A 17,992-nucleotide genomic window follows, 5' to 3' on the forward strand; every position below is an offset into this window, starting at 1 on the left:
CTCCAGCCCGGCGCCGCGCAGGCGCCGCACCGCCTGCGCCGCCCGCCGGACCACCTCGGCGCGGCGGTCGTCCGCGGCACGGGCCAGCGCCACCCCGGCCCGGGCACCGGCCGCCACGGCCGGCGGCAGCGCGGTGTCGAAGATGAACGTGCGCCCGGTGTCCACCAGGTGCCGGGTCAGCGCCGCCGGGCCGGCGATCAGCCCGCCGGAGGCGCCGACCGCCTTCGACAGCGTCGCGGTCACCACCACCTCCGGCTGGCCCGCCAGGCCCGCGCCGGCCACGCCGCCCGCGCCGGCCGGGCCCAGCAGCCCCAGCGCGTGCGCGTCGTCCACCAGCAGCACCGCCCCGTGCCGCCGGACCGCGGCGTGCAGCTCGGCCAGCGGCGCCAGGTCCCCGTCCACCGAAAAGACCGACTCGGTGACCACGACGGCGCCGGCGTGCCGCCCCAGGGCCTCCTCCACCGCCGCCACGTCCGCGTGCGGGGTCACGACGATCCTGGACCGGGTGAGCCGGCAACCGTCGATCAGCGAGGCGTGGTTGTGCGCATCGCTGATGATCACGGTGTCCGGGCCGGCGAGCGCCCGCACCGCGCCCACGTTCGCCAGGTAACCGGACGAGTACACCAGCGCCGACTCCGCCCCCAGCCACGCCGCCAGATCCCGCTCCAGCCCCTCGTGCGGGTCCGTGGAGCCGCGCACCAGCCGGGACCCGGTAGCGCCCAGCCCGTACTCGGCCAGCGCCCCGGCCGCCGCCCCGATCACCTCCGGGTGCCGGGCCAGCCCCAGGTAGTCGTTGCCGGCCAGGTCGACCGCGCCGTCCCCGGCGCCCCGGTGCCGCAGCGCCCGGGTCAGCCCCGCCTTGGCGCGCAGCCCCGCCTGCCGTTCCAGCTCATCCAGCCAGTCGGCCACCGGCCCGTCCCTCCGTCCGGCCGGTGTGCTGCGTCGTCATCTGGCGGTGCCGGCCGCCTTGTAGGGTACGGCTATGCCTGAGATCCTCGAACACGCCCGGGCCCAGGTCCTGGAGCGCGGCGTCGGGCTCGACGAGGCTGGTGTGCTGGCGGTGCTCCGGCTGCCGGACGAGCACCTGCCCGCCGCCCTCCAGCTCGCCCACGAGGTCCGGATGCGCTGGTGCGGGCCGGAGGTGGAGGTCGAGGGCATCGTCTCGCTGAAGACCGGCGGCTGCCCGGAGGACTGCCACTTCTGCTCCCAGTCCGGCCTGTTCACCTCCCCGGTGCGGGCCGTCTGGCTGGACATCCCCGCCCTGGTCGAGGCGGCCCGGCAGACGGCCGCCACCGGGGCCACCGAGTTCTGCGTCGTCGCGGCGGTCCGCGGGCCCGACCCGCGGCTGATGACGCAGCTGCGCGAGGGCGTCAGGGCCATCCGCGCCGAGGTGGACATCCAGATCGCCGCCTCGCTCGGCATGCTCACCCGGGAACAGGTGGACGAGCTGGTCGAGATCGGCGTCCACCGGTACAACCACAACCTGGAGACCGCCCGCTCCCACTTCCCGAAGGTGGTCACCACCCACTCCTGGGAGGAGCGCTGGGAGACCCTGCGCATGGTCCGCGACTCCGGCATGGAGGTCTGCTGCGGCGGCATCCTCGGCCTCGGCGAGACCATCGAGCAGCGCGCCGAGTTCGCCGCCCAGCTCGGCGAGCTGGCCCCGCACGAGGTCCCGCTGAACTTCCTCAACCCGCGCCCCGGCACGCCGCTCGGCGACCAGCCGGTGGTCGACGCCAAGGACGCGCTGCGGGCCATCGCCGCCTTCCGGCTCGCGCTGCCCCGCACGATCCTCCGGTACGCGGGCGGCCGCGAAATCACGCTCGGTGACCTGGGTACCCGGGACGGCCTGCTCGGCGGCGTGAACGCGGTGATCGTCGGCAACTACCTGACCACCCTCGGCCGCCCGGCCGGCACGGATCTGGCGCTGCTGTCGGAGCTGAGCATGCCGGTCAAGGCCCTGTCCACGGCCCTGTGACCGGCACCGTGACCACCGCCGCCTACTGCGACCGCTGCGGCGGGTCGCTTGCGGAGGGCGACCACGGTGCCTGCGCCGCCGCCCGCCGCCTGGAGCCGCCGCGGTACTGCGGCGCGTGCCGGCGGCGGATGAAGGTTCAGGTGGTGCCGGCCGGGTGGACGGCCACCTGTGTCGAGCACGGCACCCTGCGCTCCTGACCGCGCGTGTCGCCGCCGTTGACGAGTGACCCCACACCCACCGGGCACACCCGGTTGCGTAACGGGTCCTGCCGTCGCGGCGGCGGGCCGGGGCCCACCGCCGCGACGAGCGGATCAGCCCACGGTGCAGGCGTTTCCGTTGATGGTGAAGGCGGTCGGCCTCGGGTTGCTGCCGCGGTAGGCGCCGTTGAAGCCGATGGTGGTCGACGCACCCGGCGCCAGCGAGCCGTTGTACGACAGGTTCGTCGCCGTGACCGCGGCGCCGGACTGGGTCCAGGTCGCCGACCAGCCGGAACTCACCGTCTGGTTGCCGGGGAACGAGAACTTCAGCGTCCACGAGCTCATCGCCGCGGTGCCGGTGTTCGCGATGGTGGCGTTCGCGGTGAAGCCGTCGCTCCAATCGCTCGTCGTGTAGGTCACCTGGCAGGGCCGCGCCGGGCCGCCCGTGGGCGAAGCGGTCGGCGAGACCGTCGGGGAGGCGGTCGGGGACCTCGTCGGCGAGGCGGTCGGGGAGGCCGTCGGCGAAGCCGTCGGGGAGGCCGTCGCCGTCGGAGTCACCGTGGGCGTCGCGGTCGGGCCGCCCCCGGTCGGCTCGGTGCCCCAGATCCGCACGCCGTTCTCGTACGCCGGCACGTTCCGGTTCGCGCCGGTGGCCGTGGCGTACGACGGGTCGTTGGTCGGGTCCCAGGTGCCGCCCTCGGGCACACCGATCTTGAGCTGGACCTCCATCTTGTGCTGCGACTGCCCGGCCGGCGCGATGGTGTACCCGGTGCAGTTGACCTCGACGTAGTACAGGTCGCCGGAGACCTGGGTGGCCGTCGTGGGCTTCGGGCAACCCTGGGTGTACGGGCTGTCCACGAGGATCGCCGAACCGCCCTCCTTGCGGAAGTAGTACCGGAAGGAGGCGCGGGTCAGCGCCCGGGCCGGGAACGCTGACTTGTTGTAGAGCACGGCCTTCACGGTGGTGAACCGGGTCTCCGCGCTCATCAGCGTCGTCTCGACGGTGATCTCGTCCAGGTCGGGCTGCTCCGCGACCGGGAAGTTGGCCAGCGGGTTGCCGCCGTACTCGGCGTACAGCCGCGCCAGGGCGGAGGTGAAGCCGGCGTTGTAGTCGGTGGCCACCTCGTTCATCACGTAGTCGGAGCGCGAGTCGGTGTACGCGTCGTTGGCCGAGGACGGGCCCCCGACCAGGGCCCCGTACAGGACGTGCCGGGTCTCGGTGGGCACGGTCATGCTGTCGAACCAGGACCCGTGCGCGGTGCGGTGGTGCGGGTTCTTCGGCGGGTTGGCGCCGAACCCGATCATGTAGCTGGAGTTGCGCGGGTTGGCGCCGAGCGCGTAGTTCACCTGCTTGACGGCGAAGTCGTGGTACCGCGCCTTGCGGGTCGCGTCGGTGGTCTTGTCGCTGTAGACCAGCGCCGCGAAGGCGGTGTTCTCGGCGTACCGGAGCGCGCCCCAGGTGTCCAGCACCGCCATGCCGCCCGGCGAGGTGGGCACCTTCTGCCCGTCCACGCCGACCGTCCAGTAGTCCAGCCAGCGGTTGGCGTCGTCGATGTACTTCTGCTTGCCGGTCAGGTTGGCCAGCAGCACGTACGCGCCAAACTGCTTGTTGTCCCAGGCGATCGTCCACTTGTAGGACCGGGTGGTGCTCTGCGGCTCGGTGCCGAGCTTGTCGTACTCGCTCTCGGCCTTGGTCAGGTAGCTCGCCTCGCCCGTGGCCCGGTACAGCCAGATCGCGCCCCAGACCAGTTCGTCCTGGTACCCGCTCCAACTCTTGTAGAAGTTCGTCGCGTCGGTGATGCACTCGTGGTAGGCGCGGCGCACCGTGTCCGCGAAGGTGTACAACTGCCGGGCGTGCGTCAGCAGCCGGTCCGCGTAGGCGGCGTCGGTCGACCGGAACACCATCGAGGAGGCCGCCATCGCCGCCGCCGTCTCGCCCGCCAGGTCCGAGCCGCCGCAGCTCGCGTCAATCTTGTACGCGGGCCGCGCCATCGGGAGCACCTCGGCCGGCCCCCACCACTTGTGGTCGTCATCGCCCTTCCCCACCTGTCCATAGAGGACGTTCGCGCTGGGGTGGGCCTTGATGAAGTAGTCGTTGGCGACGCGCAGGTTGTTGAGCAGGTAGGTGAGCTGCCCCGAACCGGTGTACGCGTCCCGGTACTCGACCCCGCCCCAGGCCAGCATCGTGGTGCTGAACGCCATCGGGAAGCCGAACTTCACATGGTCGCCGGCGTCGTACCACCCGCCGGTCAGGTCCAGGCCGACGCCGGAGCCGTCGGTGAGCGCGGAGTCGCCGCGCCAGTTGACCCGGTTGGTGGCGGGCTTCTTGCCGGAGACCTGCGCCTCATAGAACAGCAGCGACTTCTGCAGGGCCTCGCCGTAGTTGAAGGCGCCCGCCGCGGCGGCGTTTCCGATCTGGGCGGCGACCAGGAGGCCGGCGGCAGTCAGGCCGGCCGCCGCGGCGGCGACGGCGCGGCGTAGCCATCGGCGTCCCGGGTCGGGGTGGGTAGGGGCAGCGCGCATGGGGATCGAGCCTTTCGGGGGATTTGGACCGGTTTGTGGTGGGAGCGCTCCCATGGAAGAGCAACTATATTTAACAACGCCCCAACCCCGATGGGAAGCCGGCAAGCCCGCCACAGACCCGCGCCCGTCACCCGCACCCGCGCCGCGTTACGCCAGGTAGCGCCGCAACGGCCGGCGCCGATACCACGGCGCCTTTCAGTGCTCCCGATGCGGCCGGCACCGCCCGCGCCCCACACCCGGGGTCCCACCCCGGTGCCGGCCGCCGCTCAGGTCGCCGCGGGCGGCGCGCCCACCGAGGCCAGCCGGTCGCCGAGAATCACCGCGGCGGCGCGGACCAGCAGGGCCGCCCGATCCACCTCGGTGGCGTGGAACGCCGGCACCGGCAACCCGCCCTCGGCGCGGGCGACCAACAGCACCAGGCCGCCGCGGCCGAACGGCGCCGCCGCGTACCGGGTACCGTCCGGGCCCTGGATGGCGCGGGCCCGCAGCGGGGTGACATCCGGAACCGGCAGCGGCTCCGGCGCCCGCCAACTGGCGTAGGCGACGGTCGGCTCAGAGCGGCTCCAGGGGTGCCGGTGCAGCCCGCCGCCCGCCACCAGGCCGGCGAACGCCCGATCGGCAGACCGGTCGGCCGGGGCGTTGGCGCCGGCCGCGTCCAGGCCGACGTCCGGCAGCGCCACCGTGGCCCGGGTGGCGGTGACCGTGGGCACCGGGCCGGTCCGCCGGGCGCCGGGCCGCTCCGCCCAGTCGGGCGGGACGGCCAGCGCGGCGGCCCAGTCCGCGGCGAGCAGGCCCGGCACGGCGTCGACCAGGGTGGCCAGGCCGTCGGCGGGTCCGCTGGCCAACTGGGCGAGCAGTTCCGCCTCGTGCCCACCGGCGATGGGCGCCCCGATCGTCCGCCACAGCCCGTCCACCCGCACCCCGGGGACCGCGGCGAGACCGGCCATCAGCCGCTCCACCCGGGCGGAGCCGGGCCAGACCACGGTGAAGTCGTCCACCGCCCGCCCACCCAGCCGCTCCAGCACCACAACCTGGACGATGTCCGCCCCGGCGACGCCGAGGGTGCGAGCCACCTGACCCAGCGCACCCGGGCGGTCCGGCAGCGTGACCCGCACCCGCAGCAACATGAACCGGCCTCCCGCGATCGGGGACCGGCGCGGCCACCGGTCCTGCCCACCAGGGTGGGGTCTGCGCGTTTCGGGGCCGTTGCGGCGCCGTGACCGGGCCGGAAAGTGGCGAACTGAGGCGTCGCCAACACCGCGCGCACTCCCCTGATCAGGGGACATGTGCGCCCGCCTACGCGGACTGGCGGACCACCATGTGGGTGTCCAGCAGCACGAACGGCTGCTCCAGCGGGTCCCGGCGGATCCGGGCGACCAGCAGGTGGGCCATCTGCCGCCCCATCTCCTCGACGTCCTGGTGCACCGTGGTCAGCGGCGGGTCGGCCTGGCGGGCCATCGGCGAATCCTCGAAGCCGACCACGGCCACGTCGTCCGGCACCCGGCGCCCGCTCTCCCGCAACGCGCGCAGCGCGCCCAACGCCATCAGGTCCGAGGCCACGAACACCGCGTCCAGGTCCGGGCGGCGCTCCAGCAGGCGGTGCATCGCCACCTCGCCGCTGGTCTCGCTGAAGTCGCCGTACTCGATCAGATCCTCGCCGGCCGGCAGCCCGGTCGCGTCCATCGCCCGCCGGAAGCCGGCGAGCCGGGCCACGCCCACGCCCATGTCCTGCGGCCCGGCGATCGTGGCGATCAGGTGGTGCCCCCGGTCCAGCAGGTACGAGACGGCCTGCCGGGCACCGCCGGCGTTGTCGTTGTCGACGAAGTAGGCCGGCTGCGCACCCGGCTGGAGCATCCGGGCCGGCAGGCCACCCATCACGTACGGCAGGCCGCGCTCCTCCAGCAGGGTGGGCAGCGGGTCGGCGTCGTGCAGGGAGAGCAGCAGCACCCCGTCCACGTGCTGGTTGGTCAGGTGGTGCTCGACCCGCTCCCGCTCGGCGGGCGACTGCGCCATGGCCAGCCACAGCTGGAGCGTCGTGTCGATCAGCCCCGAGCTGATGCCCCGGACGATGCCGGCGAAGAACGGCTCACCGAAGACCCGCTCCTCCGACTCGGAGACGACCAGGGCCACCGAGTCGGTCCGCTGGGTGACCAGGGCCCGGGCGGCCCGGTTCGGCACGTACCCCAACTCGGCGATCGCCTGCTGCACGGCGGCCCGCGCCTCGGGGCTGACCTGCGGTGAGCCGTTGACGACGCGGGACACGGTCCCCCGCCCGACGCCCGCCCGTGCGGCGACCGCGTCCAGGGTGGGCCGGCCCAGTGACCGGGTTCGCTGCGTTGTCATACTCTGCTCCTCCGACGCGACGGCGACGGCGCCGGCCGGCCAGGGTCTCCGGGCCGGCGCCGCCAATGGTCGACACGCCTATTGTGCGGCCAGACCGTTACGTCGGATGACCTCGGCGTACCATCTCGCGCTGCTCTTGGGGATCCGACGCTGGGTCTCGTAATCGACGAAAACCAGCCCGAAGCGCCGCGTGTACCCCCACGCCCACTCGAAGTTGTCCAGCAATGACCAGGCGAAATATCCCTTCAGCGGCACCCCCGCGTCGATCGCCTCGCGGCACGCGCGCAGGTGCGCGTCGAAGTATGCCAGCCGCTGCGGGTCGTCGACCTGGTCGTCGACCACGGCGTCCTCGAACGCCGCGCCGTTCTCCGTGACGTACAGCGGAATGTCCGGGTACTCGTCGTGCACCCGGCGCAGCGTCTCCACCAGGCCCGGCGCGTCGATCTCCCAGTTCATCTGGGTGACCGGCATCCCGCGCGTGACGAACCGCACCTTCTCGCTGCCCGGCCAGGTGGACGGGGCCCGCCAGTACGGCTCCGGCTCCTGCCCCTCGATCGGGGCGGCCACCACGTGGCGGCTGTAGTAGTTGATCCCGAGCACGTCCAGCGGGGTGCTCACGATCGCCATGTCGCCGTCCCGGATGTGCCCGAAATCGGTCACCTCGCGCAGGTCCTCCACCACGTCCGTGGGGTACCGGCCGAGCAGCACCGGGTCGAGGAACAGCCGGTTCGCCAGCCCGTCGATGCGCCGGGCGGCGTCCGCGTCCGCGGGCGAGTCGGTCTGCGACGAGATCGCGTACAGGTTCAGCGTGACGCCCGCCTGCGGCTCGGTGCCGCCCGCGCGCAGCGCCTGCACCGCGAGGCCGTGGCCGAGCAGCAGGTGGTGGGTGGCGCGGATCGTCGCCGCCGCGTCCTGGATGCCGGGGGCGTGCGTCCCGGAACCGTAGCCAAGGAACGCCGAGCACCACGGCTCGTTCAGGGTGGTCCAGTACCGGACCCGGTCGCCGAGCGCGCCGTGCACCAGCTCGGCATACTCGGCGAACCGGGCGGCGGTGTCCCGCAGCGGCCAGCCGCCCGCGTCCTGCAGCTCCTGCGGCAGGTCCCAGTGGTAGAGCGTCAGCCACGGCTCGATGCCGTTGGCTAGCAACTCGTCCACCAGGCGGCGGTAGAAGTCCAGGCCCTCCTGGTTAGCCCGGCCCGTGCCCCCGGGCTGCACCCGGGGCCACGAGACCGAGAAGCGGTACGACTTGAGCCCCAGCTCGGCCATCAGCTTGACGTCGTCCGAGTACCGGTGGAAGTGGTCGCAGGCCACGTCCCCGGTGTGTCCCTCCACCACCTTGCCCGGCGTGTGGCTGAAGGTATCCCAGATCGACGCCGTGCGGCCGGCCTCCGTGGCCGCCCCCTCGACCTGGTACGCCGCGGTCGCGGCGCCCCACAGGAAGCCGGACGGGAAGGACAGCTCGGCGCTGTCCGCGCTGGAATCGGCGAGCAGCCGGCTGGCCGGCTGGGGGTGTTGAGTCACGCCTTGACGGAACCTTCCATGATGCCGCCGATGATCTGGCGGCCGAACACGATGAACACCAGGAGCAGGGGAACGATCGACAGCGACGTGCCAGCGAACAGCGCCGCGTAGTCGGTCGAGTACAACCCGGCCGAGAGCACCTTGAGGGAGATCTGGACCGTCGGCGTGTTGTTGCTCAGCACGATGAACGGCCAGAGGAAGTTGTTCCAGCTCTCCATGAAGGTGAGCAGGGCCAGCACCGCGGCGGCGGGACGCAGCGCCGGCAGCACCACGTTCCAGTAGATCCGCCAGGTGGAGCAGCCGTCGATCCGTGCCGCCTCGATCAGCTCGTTGCTCACCGCCGACGAGGCGTACTGGCGCATCATGAACACGCCGAAGCCCTGCACCATGAACGGGACGATGATCGCCTGAAGCTGGTCCCGCCAGCCGAACTCCACCATCATCAGGTAGAGCGGGATCACGCCGAGCTGGGTCGGCACCATCATGGTCAGGATGATCGACAGCAGCAGGATGTTGCTGCCCCGGAACCGCAGCTTGGCGAAGGCGAAGCCGGCCAGGGTCGAGAAGAACACGACCGAGACCGTGACCACCGCCGCGACCAGGAACGAGTTGGCCAGGCCGACCAGGAAGCCGGCGTCCGGGTTGTTCAGCATCCGGGAGGTGTTGTCGAGGAACTTCGTGCCGGGCACCGGCGGCATCTCGTACACCGCGCTGTTGTCCCGGGACGCGATGATGAACGACCACAGGATCGGGAAGATCGACAGTACCGAGGCGATGATCAGCGCCAGGTAGGTGAGCGGGCTGGCCTGCCACAGCCGAGCGCCGGGCATGCCCCGGCGCCGCCGTGCGCGCGGGGCGGGCGCGCCCGGGCCGACGGTCCGGAGGGTCTGCGTGGTCACTTGTTGTCCCCCTTGACCGACCGGCGCACCAGCGCGAAGTTCACCAGCGCGAAGATCAAGATCATGATGAAGAGCATCCAGGACATCGCGGCGCCGTACCCGTACTCGAAGTTGCGGGTGAACGTGCGCTCGTAGATGTACATGGCGACGGTCTGGAACTGGTTGTCGATGCCGCCGCGCGGCTGTGCACCGCCGAACATCAACGGCTCGGTGAACAGCTGGAGGCCGCCGATCGTCGAGATGATCACGGTGAACAGGATCGTGGGCCGGATCAGCGGCACCGTGATCTTCCAGAACTGACGCCACGACGACGCGCCGTCCAGCGAGGCCGACTCGTAGAGGTCCTTGGGGATCGCCTGCATCGCGCCCAGGTAGATCAGCGCGTTGTACCCGGTCCACCGCCAGTCCACCATCACCGCGATGGCGGCCCAGGACGTCGGCTTGGAGTCGCGCCAGGCGATCGGGTCGAAGCCGAACGACGTGACCAGGTAGTTGATCAGGCCGTACTGGTCGGCGAAGAGCATCCCGAAGATGATGCCCACGGCGGCCACCGACGTGATGCTCGGCACCACGACGCCCATCCGCAGGGCGGTACGCGCCTTCATCTGCCGGTTCAGCAGGTTCGCGATCATCAGCGCGAGCAGCAGCTGCGGCACGGTGGACAGCACGAACATGCCGAACGTGTTGTAGACGGCGTTCCAGAACTGCTTGTCCGCCAGCAGGTCGGTGTAGTTCTGCAGGCCGACCCAGGTACGGCTGCCGCTGAGCAGGTCGTACTTGTAGAGCGAGACCCGCAGGTTGTAGAGGATCGGGAACAGCCCGAAGACGCCGAACAGCACGAAGAACGGCGCGATGTACAGGTACGGCGAAAACTTGATGTCCAGCCGGCCGAGGCGGTACGACCGGCGCCGCTCACGGTCGGGGGGCGGCGGCGCGGCCGCGGCGTGCCGGGGTGGCGCCGAGCCGATGGTGGAGGCCATCTGGGGGTCCTTTCGCTGGGGCGGTCCGTGACCGGGCGAGACGGCGCCCACACCGACGTGGGTGTGGGCGCCGCCGCCGGACTTCAACGGTCAGCCGACGGTCTTCTTCGCCTCGGCCATCGCCCCGGCCCAGGCCGCGTCCGAGGACTTCTGCCCCCGCTCCGCCGCCTGCATGGCCGGCTCCAGGACGGTCTCCCACAGCTGCTGGTGCAGCGGGCCCAGGTAGACCGGCTGGATGTTCTTCACGCTGTCGCCGAAGATCTTGCCGATCGGCGCGTTGCTGAAGTACTCGCTCTTGGCGTCCGCGAACGCCGGGTCGGCAGCCGCCTCAAGGTTGGACGGCATCGCGCTGGCCTCGTTCCAGGCAGCCAGCTGGCCGGCCTTGCCGGTCAGGTACTTGGCCAGCTCGTACGCCTGCGGCTTGTGCTTGGACTGCTCCGGGATGCCCAGGTACGAGCCACCCCAGTTGCCGCTGCCACCGGGCACCGGCGCGACGTCCCACTTGCCGGCGTTGGCGTCACCGGACTTGGGCTTGATGACGCCCTCGGTCATCCACGCCGGGCAGGGGATGGTCGCGAACGCGTTGTTCTTGAACGCCGCGTCCCAGTCCGGCTGCCAACGCTGCACCTTGGCGGTCAGACCCTCCTTGGCCATCTCGAGGCCCTTGTCCCACGCGGTGCGCACGACCGGGTTGGTGTCGCCGATGAACTTGTTGTCCTCGCTGTAGAACCAGGTCTGCGAGTTCTGCATGATGTACGGCTGCATGATGCTGGTCGCGCTGTCGATCCACGCGGCCTTGATGCCGGACGCCTTGAACTTCTTGCCCTGCTCGATGAAGGCATCCCAGCCGCTGGCCCACAGCTTGCCGACCTCGTCGCGGTCGGTCGGCAGCTTGGCCTGGGCGAACATGTCCTTGCGGTAGCAGATCGCCAGACCGCCGACGTCCGTGCCGAGGCCGATGGTCTTGCCCTGCGGGGTGGTCGCCCGCGCCCACTTCCACTCCGGGAACTGGCTCTTCAGCTCGCCCGCGCCCAGCGCGTTCAGGTCGGCGAACTTGTCGGCGGCGGCGACGTACTGCAGCAGCACGCCCTCCTCCAGGCCTACCACGTCGCCCGCGCCGCTGCCGGCGGCCAGCGCCTGCACCAGCTTGGGCTGGAAGTCCCGCAACTCGCCCATCTTCTGGTGATCCACCTTGATGTTCGGGTGGCTCGCCTCGAAGTCCTTGATGGCCTGGTCGTAACCGAAGTTGCCGAAGGTCTGCAGAACCACGGTCACGGGACCGCTGTCAGAAGATCCGCCGTCGTCGTCTTTCTTGTTGCTGCACGCCGCGGTGCCCATGCCAAGGCCCGCGACGAGCGCGACCGCTGCGATGGACCGCAGGCGGCGGCTCGTGACGCTCATCCTGACCCCTCTCAGGTCGTGATGTGGTGGGGGTGTGCCCGGTTTTTCGCGCCGCCTGGATACCGCCGGACGCCGCGTCGTGACGCACCGTTCGCGCCGGGGAGCGAGGGCATGTGGCTTCGCCCACACACCCGCCGGGAGCGCTCCCATGAGATTGCCGGTGGGCCTCGGGGGTGTCAAGGGGCGATTGGGAGCGTTCCCATTTCGTTACCCGCGGCTACCACACCTGACGGTGAATCGGTATCAGCCGGACGAATGGACCGGACGCGCAAGCACAAAACGGGCACCCGATCGGCCATACGATTGATGCCCTTCGGCCCTTCAGCGGAGCGCCGGCCGGGCGTACGCACGACTTCGTTCCCGCAAAGTTACCGGCTTCTATTCGGCTACCCGCCCGCGGCTACGTCAGGCGGCGCAGCAGGGTCGTCACCCGCTCCGGGAGGAACTCCGCCGGGTCGTACGCCCGCCCCAACCAGGCGCGCATCTCCTCGTGCTCCGGGTGCCACGGGTCACCCAGCGCCACCACCAGGTCCGCGTAGCCCGGCGGCCCGCCCACGTCCTCCGGCGGGCACGCCCGCTCCCCCTCCACGCACACCGGATACCGCTCGTCCGGCTCCGCCGGGAACACGTCCTCCACCAGGATCTCGTGCTCCCACCAGTCACCGAAGTCGTACGTGTACGCGAAGCGCGTGCCCTTGCCCGCCACCGCGTCCAGTCGCACGTCCAACTCGTCGCCGAGCACCAGCTCGCCGCCCGGATCCGGCGAGCCGTACTGATTACCGTCGATATCAAAGGAGTGCAGGTGGCAATCCTGCCAACCCATGGCGTACTGGACGAGCCGGTGCACCCGGTCGAGCGTGTACCCGCCCGGCACCAGCACCCGGCGCCACACCGGCGGCGACGTGTCCGTCAGCGTGATCCTCAGTTGGAATATCTCCCGCGGCATCGTGCCCTATTCTTGACCGCCCACCCGGCCGCGCACATAGGGTTTCCCGCATGATCTGCCGCGCCTGCCGCGCGAAGCGACACGACCGGTGCCCAGGCGGCAGCTGGTGCGACTGCCAGCACCGCGCGCCCAGACCGGCCCCGCCCGCCACCGGACCCGCCGGTGAGTGAGATCCGCCAGCTCGTCCCCGCCGCCACCGACCCCCTGGACGACGACGCGATCGCCGCCGCCTACGGCCTGCCCGGCGGGGTCCGAATGAACTTCGTGACCAGCCTCGACGGCGCCGTCGCCGTGGACGGCTACTCCGCCGGCCTCTCCGGCCCCGCCGACAAGCGGCTCTTCGGGCTGCTCCGGATGCTCTCCGACGCCGTCCTGGTGGCCGCCGGCACGCTGCGCCACGAGGGCTACCGCGCCCTGCGCCTGGACGAACCCCGCCGGGCCTGGCGCCGGGCGCACGGCCTGCCCGAGTACCCGGCGCTGGTGGTGGTCTCCAACGCCCTCGCGCTCGACCCCGACCAGGCCGCCTTCGCCGGCGCCCCGGTCCGCCCGATCATCCTGACCGCCGAGGCCGCCCCCGCCGACCGCCGCGCCGCCCTCACCCCCGTCGCGGACGTGCTGCCGGTCGGCCCGGGCGTGGTGGACCTGGCAGCCGGGCTGGGTGCGCTGCGCGAGCGTGGACTCGCCCGGCTGCTGTGCGAGGGCGGACCACTGCTGTTCGGCTCCCTCACCGCCGCCGGCCTGGTGGACGAACTCTGCCTGACCGTCTCTCCCCTGCTGGCCGGACCGGGCGCGGGCCGCATCACCGCCGGCCCCGTAACGAACGCCCCGGTACCGCTGCGCCTCGCCCACGTACTGGCGGCCGCCGACACCCTGTTCCTCCACTACACCCGCTAGCCCACTCCGCCCTGCGCCACGGTGGGGGCCGGGGCGCTAGCGTTGCTGCTGGGCTTGGCGGCGGGCCCGGCGGGCGACAAGGACGCCGGTCAGCCCCAGCACGATCGCGAGCATGATGCCGAACATCAGCCACCCGATCCAGCCGCTGCCCACCTTCGAGGACTCGGGCCGCTCAGCGATGGACGGCTGGTTGAAGATGCCGGGGCCGCCGGTGGGCGGTGGCGTGGGCGACGCGGTGGCCGGCGCCGTGGCGGTGGGGGTGGTCGCCGGCTCCGTCGGGGTGGCCGGGGCGACCGCGGCGGTCAAGGTGAAGCGGACCCGACCGGAGACCTCGTCCCCGTCGTCGGTGACCATCTGCCAGGCGACCATGTAGAGTCCCGCGGCGGCCGGGCGCAGCGGGACGGAGACCTTGTTTCCGGCGATCGTCGGCTGGCCGCCCCCGGCCGGAGTGCCGTCGGGGCCGGTGACGGTGACGGTCGTGGTTTTCGGGTCGACCCGGGACAGGAACGTCAGCTTGACCGCGGACGGCGGGCGGGCCGTGCGCGCCCCGTCCTTCGGGTCGCTGGCGGTCAGCGGATTGTGCGCGAGCGCCGGCGTGCCGGTGACCGCCACGCCGAGCGCCGCTGCCGCCACGACCAGCAGCAGAGCACCCGTTCGGGAAATCCTGCCCCCCACGAACGCCTCCGTATCGATACAATTCGACTACCGTCGTCGGTCCTGACGGTAGTCGACCGACGGCGCCGAGAAGTTCCGAGCCGTGGTACCCAAATCGTGACCATCCCGGGCGCAACATTAGGCTGCCCCGAGGCGTCTGAGATGAGTGGCCGCCGATCGGGACGGGGGCGAGGAGGTCGGCAGCATGCGGCAGGCTCTGCGGCGGGAATGGTTACAACGGGTTACCCGGCTGCTGCGTGCCGCGGGCGTGCTGATCCTCGTCGCGCTGGCGGCCCCGCTGCTGGGCGCCACGCCGGCGCGGGCGGTCGGGCCGAACGCGGTGACCCTGGAAATGGACGGGTCGGAGTCGTTCACGGTACGCGCCGAGACGGAGCCGGAGCTGTTCGCCGCCCTGATGAACGAGGTGCAGTGGCTGGCTACCGGGCCGGGCCGGGTGGACGGCGTGGGGCGGGAGCACCTGGGCACCCGGGTGCGCATGGGCGTGCTGGTCGACGACGTGGCGAAGCAGGCGTACGACCTGTACCCGCTGGCCGCGGGCGGGCCCCGGGTATGCCGGCCGGGCCGGCAGCCGGACGGGCGGCGCGGCACCGACGCGTGGTTCCTGGCCCGGCTGACCCTACCGGACACGCTGCGCTCGGCCGGGTTGCCGCTGCCCGGCGGCCCGCAACTGTTCTCCGGCAACGGCGGGAGCGGCGGCACGGGCGGCGGCGGCGAGGTCGCGGCGGACGGTGGCGCGACCGGCGGCCCCAGCTTCACCCGGGTCAAAGACTTCGCCGAGGTGGTCGGCGCGTGGCGGCAGGTGGTGCTGCTCAACGGCGCGGTCGTGCTGGTGATCGCCGCCGGCCTGGCCGGCATCTCGTACCTGATCCGACGCAAGGTCTGACGCCCCACCCCACTCCGTCGATATTGGACTTGTGCGGCCCGGTGCACCCGGGTTCATCCTCTTTGCCCACCACCTCGCTTTGCTCTGCTTCCCGATAGGAAGCACCGCCCCTTACAGCGCCGCCCGAAGGGCAGCCCCGGGGCGAGATCTTGGTACGACACGCCGCATTTCTGGCCAGCTCGGCACCAAGATCTCCCACCCGGCGGCCACCACGGGCACCACCTGCGCCGACCATCGCGGGATGCAACCCTCGGCCCACCGGAAAGTCCGAAAGTCGAGCTTCCACAAGTCCAGGATCGACGCCTGAGGGGGCGACGGTCCGGCGAGGACGGCGCCCGGTGGGCGGAACCCGCCGCGTGCCAGGGTGCGGCCGGCGCGTATCAGATCTTCGTTACGGTTGCTCTTCTCCCTAGTAGCTCGCCGCCGCCGCGGCGCAATGTCCGCAACCGGACTGAGTCGTCGTGGCGTGCGAGGGGCCGACCGGGAAGAATGGACGACCGACGTGTCAAGAGGATCCCCGCAGAACCAACGTTCGCCGCACCGTTTCGCGCCACGCTGCCGTCCCCGAGCGGCCTCGGCCGCCGCCGGCCGGCGAGCGTTCCAGAGGAACGTGATGGACCCGTTGAGCGATGTGGACACCGCGGAGCTGGTGGCCCGGGTACGCGGTGGCGACCAGTCCGCCTGGGTGGCGCTGACCGACCGGTACACCAACCTCCTGTGGTCGGTGGCGCGCGGCCTGGGCCTGACCCGGCCGGACGCGGCGGACGTGGTGCAGACGACCTGGCTGCGGCTGGTCGAGCGGCTGGACACGCTGCGCGAGCCGGAACGGCTGGGCAGTTGGCTGGCGACCACGGTGCGCCGGGAGTCGCTGGCCACGCTGCGGCGGGGTGCCCGGGTCCGGGTCGGTCTGGCGGAGGAGGTACACGAGATACCGGCCGGCGGCGAAGCGATGGACGACATGCTGGTCCGGGCGGAGCGGGACGCCGCGCTGTGGCGGTCGTTCCGGGCGATGGGGCCGCGCTGCCAGTCGCTGCTGCGGGCGCTGATGGCCGACCCGCCGCCGAGCTACGCGGAGGTCTCCGCCGCGCTGGAGATGCCGATCGGCAGCATCGGGCCGACCCGGCAACGCTGCCTGGGCGTGCTGCGCCGGATCTGGCAGACCGCGGCGGAGTCCGATGTGGAGCCGCCGGAGCCGAACTACTCGGGGGAGGGCGTGCGATGAACGCCGTGGATCTGGAGGACGACGCCCTGCTGGGGCGGCTGAGCCGGCTGGCGTTCGAGGCCGACCCGTTACCGGAGGAGGTGCTGGCCGCCGCGCGGGCCGCGTTCGAGACCCGGGACCTGGACGGCCGGCTGGCCCGGCTGATCGGCGACTCGCTCGACGTCGAGGAGTACGGGGTGTACGAGGCGGTCCGGTCGGAGCCGGGGGCCGCGCGACTGCTGAGCTTCGCGGGCGGCGGCGTACAGGTGGACCTGGAGGTCGCGCCGAGCGGGGCGCAGGTCGCCCTGATCGGGCAGGTCACCGGGGCGGCCCCGGCGGGGTGCGCGCTGGAGCGGCCCGGCGGCGCGGCGCTGCCGTTGGCGGTGGACGACCTGGGCCGGTTCCTGGCCGACCCGGTGGAGCGCGGCCCGATCCGGCTGCGGCTGCGCTCGGCGGCCGGCAGCCCCGTGTTGACCGCCTGGGTGGCGGTGTGACGCCACGGCCCGGGCCCGCGGGCCCGGGCACCGGCGACACCGCCGGTACCACCACCGCAGGCAGAGGAGCCGGCGCCAGGCCCGGCAAGTCAGGCGCCGAGGGCGATGAAGGAGAGCGCGGTGGCGACCGCGACCGGGTCGTCCGCGCCCGCGGTACGGGCGGCCAGCAGGGCCTCGGCGAAGCCGGCGCCGGCCCGCAGCCGGTCGTGGAACGTGGTCATCAGCGGGGCGGTCACCGCGTCGTTCACCGGTACGACGCTGGCCAGCAGGCTGGCGGTGCCGAGCGGGACGAGCGCGCTGGCCATGCCGAGCAGTTCGTCCGAGCCGACCGGGGCGGCCACCGCGGACTCGCAACTGGACAGGACCAGCCGGAACGGTGCCCGGCGCAGCCGGCCCAGGTCGTAGACCGTGAGCGGGCCGTCGTCCAGGCGCAGCGCGGAGAACAGTGGGTTCTCCGGCTGGAAGGTGCCGTGCGCGGCGATGTGCCCGGTCCAGGCGCCGTCGAGGGCGGCGAGGGCCCGCTCGGCGGTCGCCCGGCCGTTGCTGAGCACCACCGCGTCGGCGTAGACGGCACCGATCCGGCCGATCTCCGCGTCCGTGCCGGGCAGGCCGGGGCCGAGGACGAGCGCGACCCGACGCCGGCGCGGCGGGCGGGCGTGCCGGGCGCGCAGCCAGGTGGCCAGCGACGGGGCGACGCTGACCGGCGCCGCGGACAGCGCGGGCAGCAGCGACCACGGCACCGCGTGCAGCCGACCCGGCGGCACGACCACCACCGGGGCGGCTCCCCCGAGCCGGGCGGCGGCCGGGCCGAGCAGCGCCCGCTCCAGCCGCGCGCCGGCCGCGTACAGGCTCTCCAGGGCGCCGGGCGCGGGCCGGCCGTACGCGAGCCGGCGCAGCGCGAACCGCACGAACGTCAGCTCCCGCACGGCGTCCGCGACGGGGCCGACCCGGTGCAGCCGGACCCGGCGGTCGGCGGCGGTCACCGCGTACAGGGTGTCGTCGAGCGTCACCAGTTCGACCAGCCGGTGGTCGCCGAGCGCGGCCAGCAGGTCGGCCG

General features: G+C 72.4%; 17 protein-coding genes. 6 read left to right on the forward strand and 11 right to left on the reverse strand.

All coding sequences use genetic code 11. The features are described from left to right. Window positions 1–909 (reverse strand): aminotransferase class I/II-fold pyridoxal phosphate-dependent enzyme (locus KJS59_RS29305; RefSeq protein WP_213457012.1); only part of this gene is annotated, 909 nt, incomplete at its 3' end. Window positions 910–982: 73 nt separating this feature from the next. Here KJS59_RS29305 and bioB point away from each other — a divergent pair. Both bioB and bsaP read left to right on the forward strand, forming a co-directional pair. Beyond that, window positions 983–1,978 carry a biotin synthase BioB gene (gene bioB / locus KJS59_RS29310; RefSeq protein WP_213457014.1) on the forward strand — a complete coding sequence of 332 codons (996 nt, stop codon included), beginning with the start codon at window positions 983–985 and terminating at the stop codon, window positions 1,976–1,978. Next, window positions 1,975–2,175, forward strand: a complete 201-nt coding sequence (gene bsaP, locus KJS59_RS29315) for a biotin synthase auxiliary protein BsaP (protein WP_213457016.1) — start codon at window positions 1,975–1,977, stop codon at window positions 2,173–2,175. The genes bioB and bsaP overlap by 4 nt, the downstream gene beginning before the upstream one ends. Before the next feature lie 114 nt (window positions 2,176–2,289). On the opposite strand, the gene KJS59_RS29320 is transcribed toward bsaP, so the two are convergent. From KJS59_RS29320 to KJS59_RS29355, 8 genes are all read right to left on the reverse strand, one after another. Further along, window positions 2,290–4,698 (reverse strand): glycoside hydrolase family 9 protein, encoded by a 2,409-nt coding sequence (locus tag KJS59_RS29320; RefSeq protein ID WP_213457018.1) that lies wholly within the window; start codon window positions 4,696–4,698, stop codon window positions 2,290–2,292. Window positions 4,699–4,964: 266 nt separating this feature from the next. Further along, a complete protein-coding gene (locus tag KJS59_RS29325; RefSeq protein WP_213457020.1) occupies window positions 4,965–5,825 on the reverse strand; it encodes an ACT domain-containing protein in 861 nt (286 codons plus the stop codon). Between the two features lie 169 nt (window positions 5,826–5,994). Next, window positions 5,995–7,041, reverse strand: a complete 1,047-nt coding sequence (locus tag KJS59_RS29330) for a LacI family DNA-binding transcriptional regulator (RefSeq protein ID WP_213457022.1) — start codon at window positions 7,039–7,041, stop codon at window positions 5,995–5,997. 78 nt (window positions 7,042–7,119) lie between these two features. After that, window positions 7,120–8,562, reverse strand: a complete 1,443-nt coding sequence (locus tag KJS59_RS29335) for a GH1 family beta-glucosidase (protein WP_376771299.1) — start codon at window positions 8,560–8,562, stop codon at window positions 7,120–7,122. Beyond that, window positions 8,559–9,392 (reverse strand): carbohydrate ABC transporter permease, encoded by an 834-nt coding sequence (locus KJS59_RS29340; RefSeq protein WP_213457043.1) that lies wholly within the window; start codon window positions 9,390–9,392, stop codon window positions 8,559–8,561. The genes KJS59_RS29335 and KJS59_RS29340 overlap by 4 nt, the downstream gene beginning before the upstream one ends. 65 nt (window positions 9,393–9,457) lie before the next feature. Next, a complete protein-coding gene (locus tag KJS59_RS29345; protein ID WP_213457024.1) occupies window positions 9,458–10,441 on the reverse strand; it encodes a carbohydrate ABC transporter permease in 984 nt (327 codons plus the stop codon). A 90-nt stretch (window positions 10,442–10,531) separates the two neighbouring features. Then, the gene (locus KJS59_RS29350; protein WP_213457026.1) at window positions 10,532–11,842 is read right to left on the reverse strand and encodes an ABC transporter substrate-binding protein; all 1,311 of its coding nucleotides are present in this window, start codon (window positions 11,840–11,842) and stop codon (window positions 10,532–10,534) included. Between the two features lie 400 nt (window positions 11,843–12,242). After that, window positions 12,243–12,788 (reverse strand): plasmid pRiA4b ORF-3 family protein, encoded by a 546-nt coding sequence (locus tag KJS59_RS29355; RefSeq protein WP_213457028.1) that lies wholly within the window; start codon window positions 12,786–12,788, stop codon window positions 12,243–12,245. A gap of 162 nt (window positions 12,789–12,950) precedes the next feature. Between KJS59_RS29355 and KJS59_RS29360 the strand changes: the two genes are divergently transcribed. Then, window positions 12,951–13,682: a pyrimidine reductase family protein gene (locus tag KJS59_RS29360; protein WP_249715104.1), complete on the forward strand. Its 732-nt coding sequence runs from the start codon at window positions 12,951–12,953 to the stop codon at window positions 13,680–13,682. 36 nt (window positions 13,683–13,718) lie between these two features. Here KJS59_RS29360 and KJS59_RS29365 read toward each other — a convergent pair whose 3' ends face one another. Then, window positions 13,719–14,357 (reverse strand): copper resistance CopC family protein, encoded by a 639-nt coding sequence (locus KJS59_RS29365; protein WP_213457031.1) that lies wholly within the window; start codon window positions 14,355–14,357, stop codon window positions 13,719–13,721. A gap of 184 nt (window positions 14,358–14,541) precedes the next feature. On the opposite strand from KJS59_RS29365, the gene KJS59_RS29370 reads away from it, so the two are divergent. The 3 genes from KJS59_RS29370 to KJS59_RS29380 all read left to right on the forward strand — a co-directional run bounded on the left by KJS59_RS29370 (window position 14,542) and on the right by KJS59_RS29380 (window position 16,935). Then, the gene (locus tag KJS59_RS29370) at window positions 14,542–15,240 is read left to right on the forward strand and encodes a hypothetical protein (protein ID WP_213457033.1); all 699 of its coding nucleotides are present in this window, start codon (window positions 14,542–14,544) and stop codon (window positions 15,238–15,240) included. A gap of 613 nt (window positions 15,241–15,853) precedes the next feature. Next, window positions 15,854–16,462 carry an RNA polymerase sigma factor gene (locus tag KJS59_RS29375; protein WP_213457035.1) on the forward strand — a complete coding sequence of 203 codons (609 nt, stop codon included), beginning with the start codon at window positions 15,854–15,856 and terminating at the stop codon, window positions 16,460–16,462. Continuing rightward, complete coding sequence (locus KJS59_RS29380; RefSeq protein ID WP_213457037.1) at window positions 16,459–16,935, forward strand: hypothetical protein; 477 nt, start codon at window positions 16,459–16,461, stop codon at window positions 16,933–16,935. Before KJS59_RS29375 ends, KJS59_RS29380 begins: the two co-directional genes overlap by 4 nt. Before the next feature lie 89 nt (window positions 16,936–17,024). Here the strand turns inward: KJS59_RS29380 and KJS59_RS29385 are convergent. Next, the coding region (locus KJS59_RS29385; RefSeq protein WP_213457039.1) for a CHAT domain-containing protein at window positions 17,025–17,992 on the reverse strand (968 nt) is incomplete at its 5' end.

Source organism: Rhizomonospora bruguierae, assembly GCF_018397995.1.
GTDB classification, from domain to species: Bacteria; Actinomycetota; Actinomycetes; order Mycobacteriales; family Micromonosporaceae; genus Rhizomonospora; species Rhizomonospora bruguierae.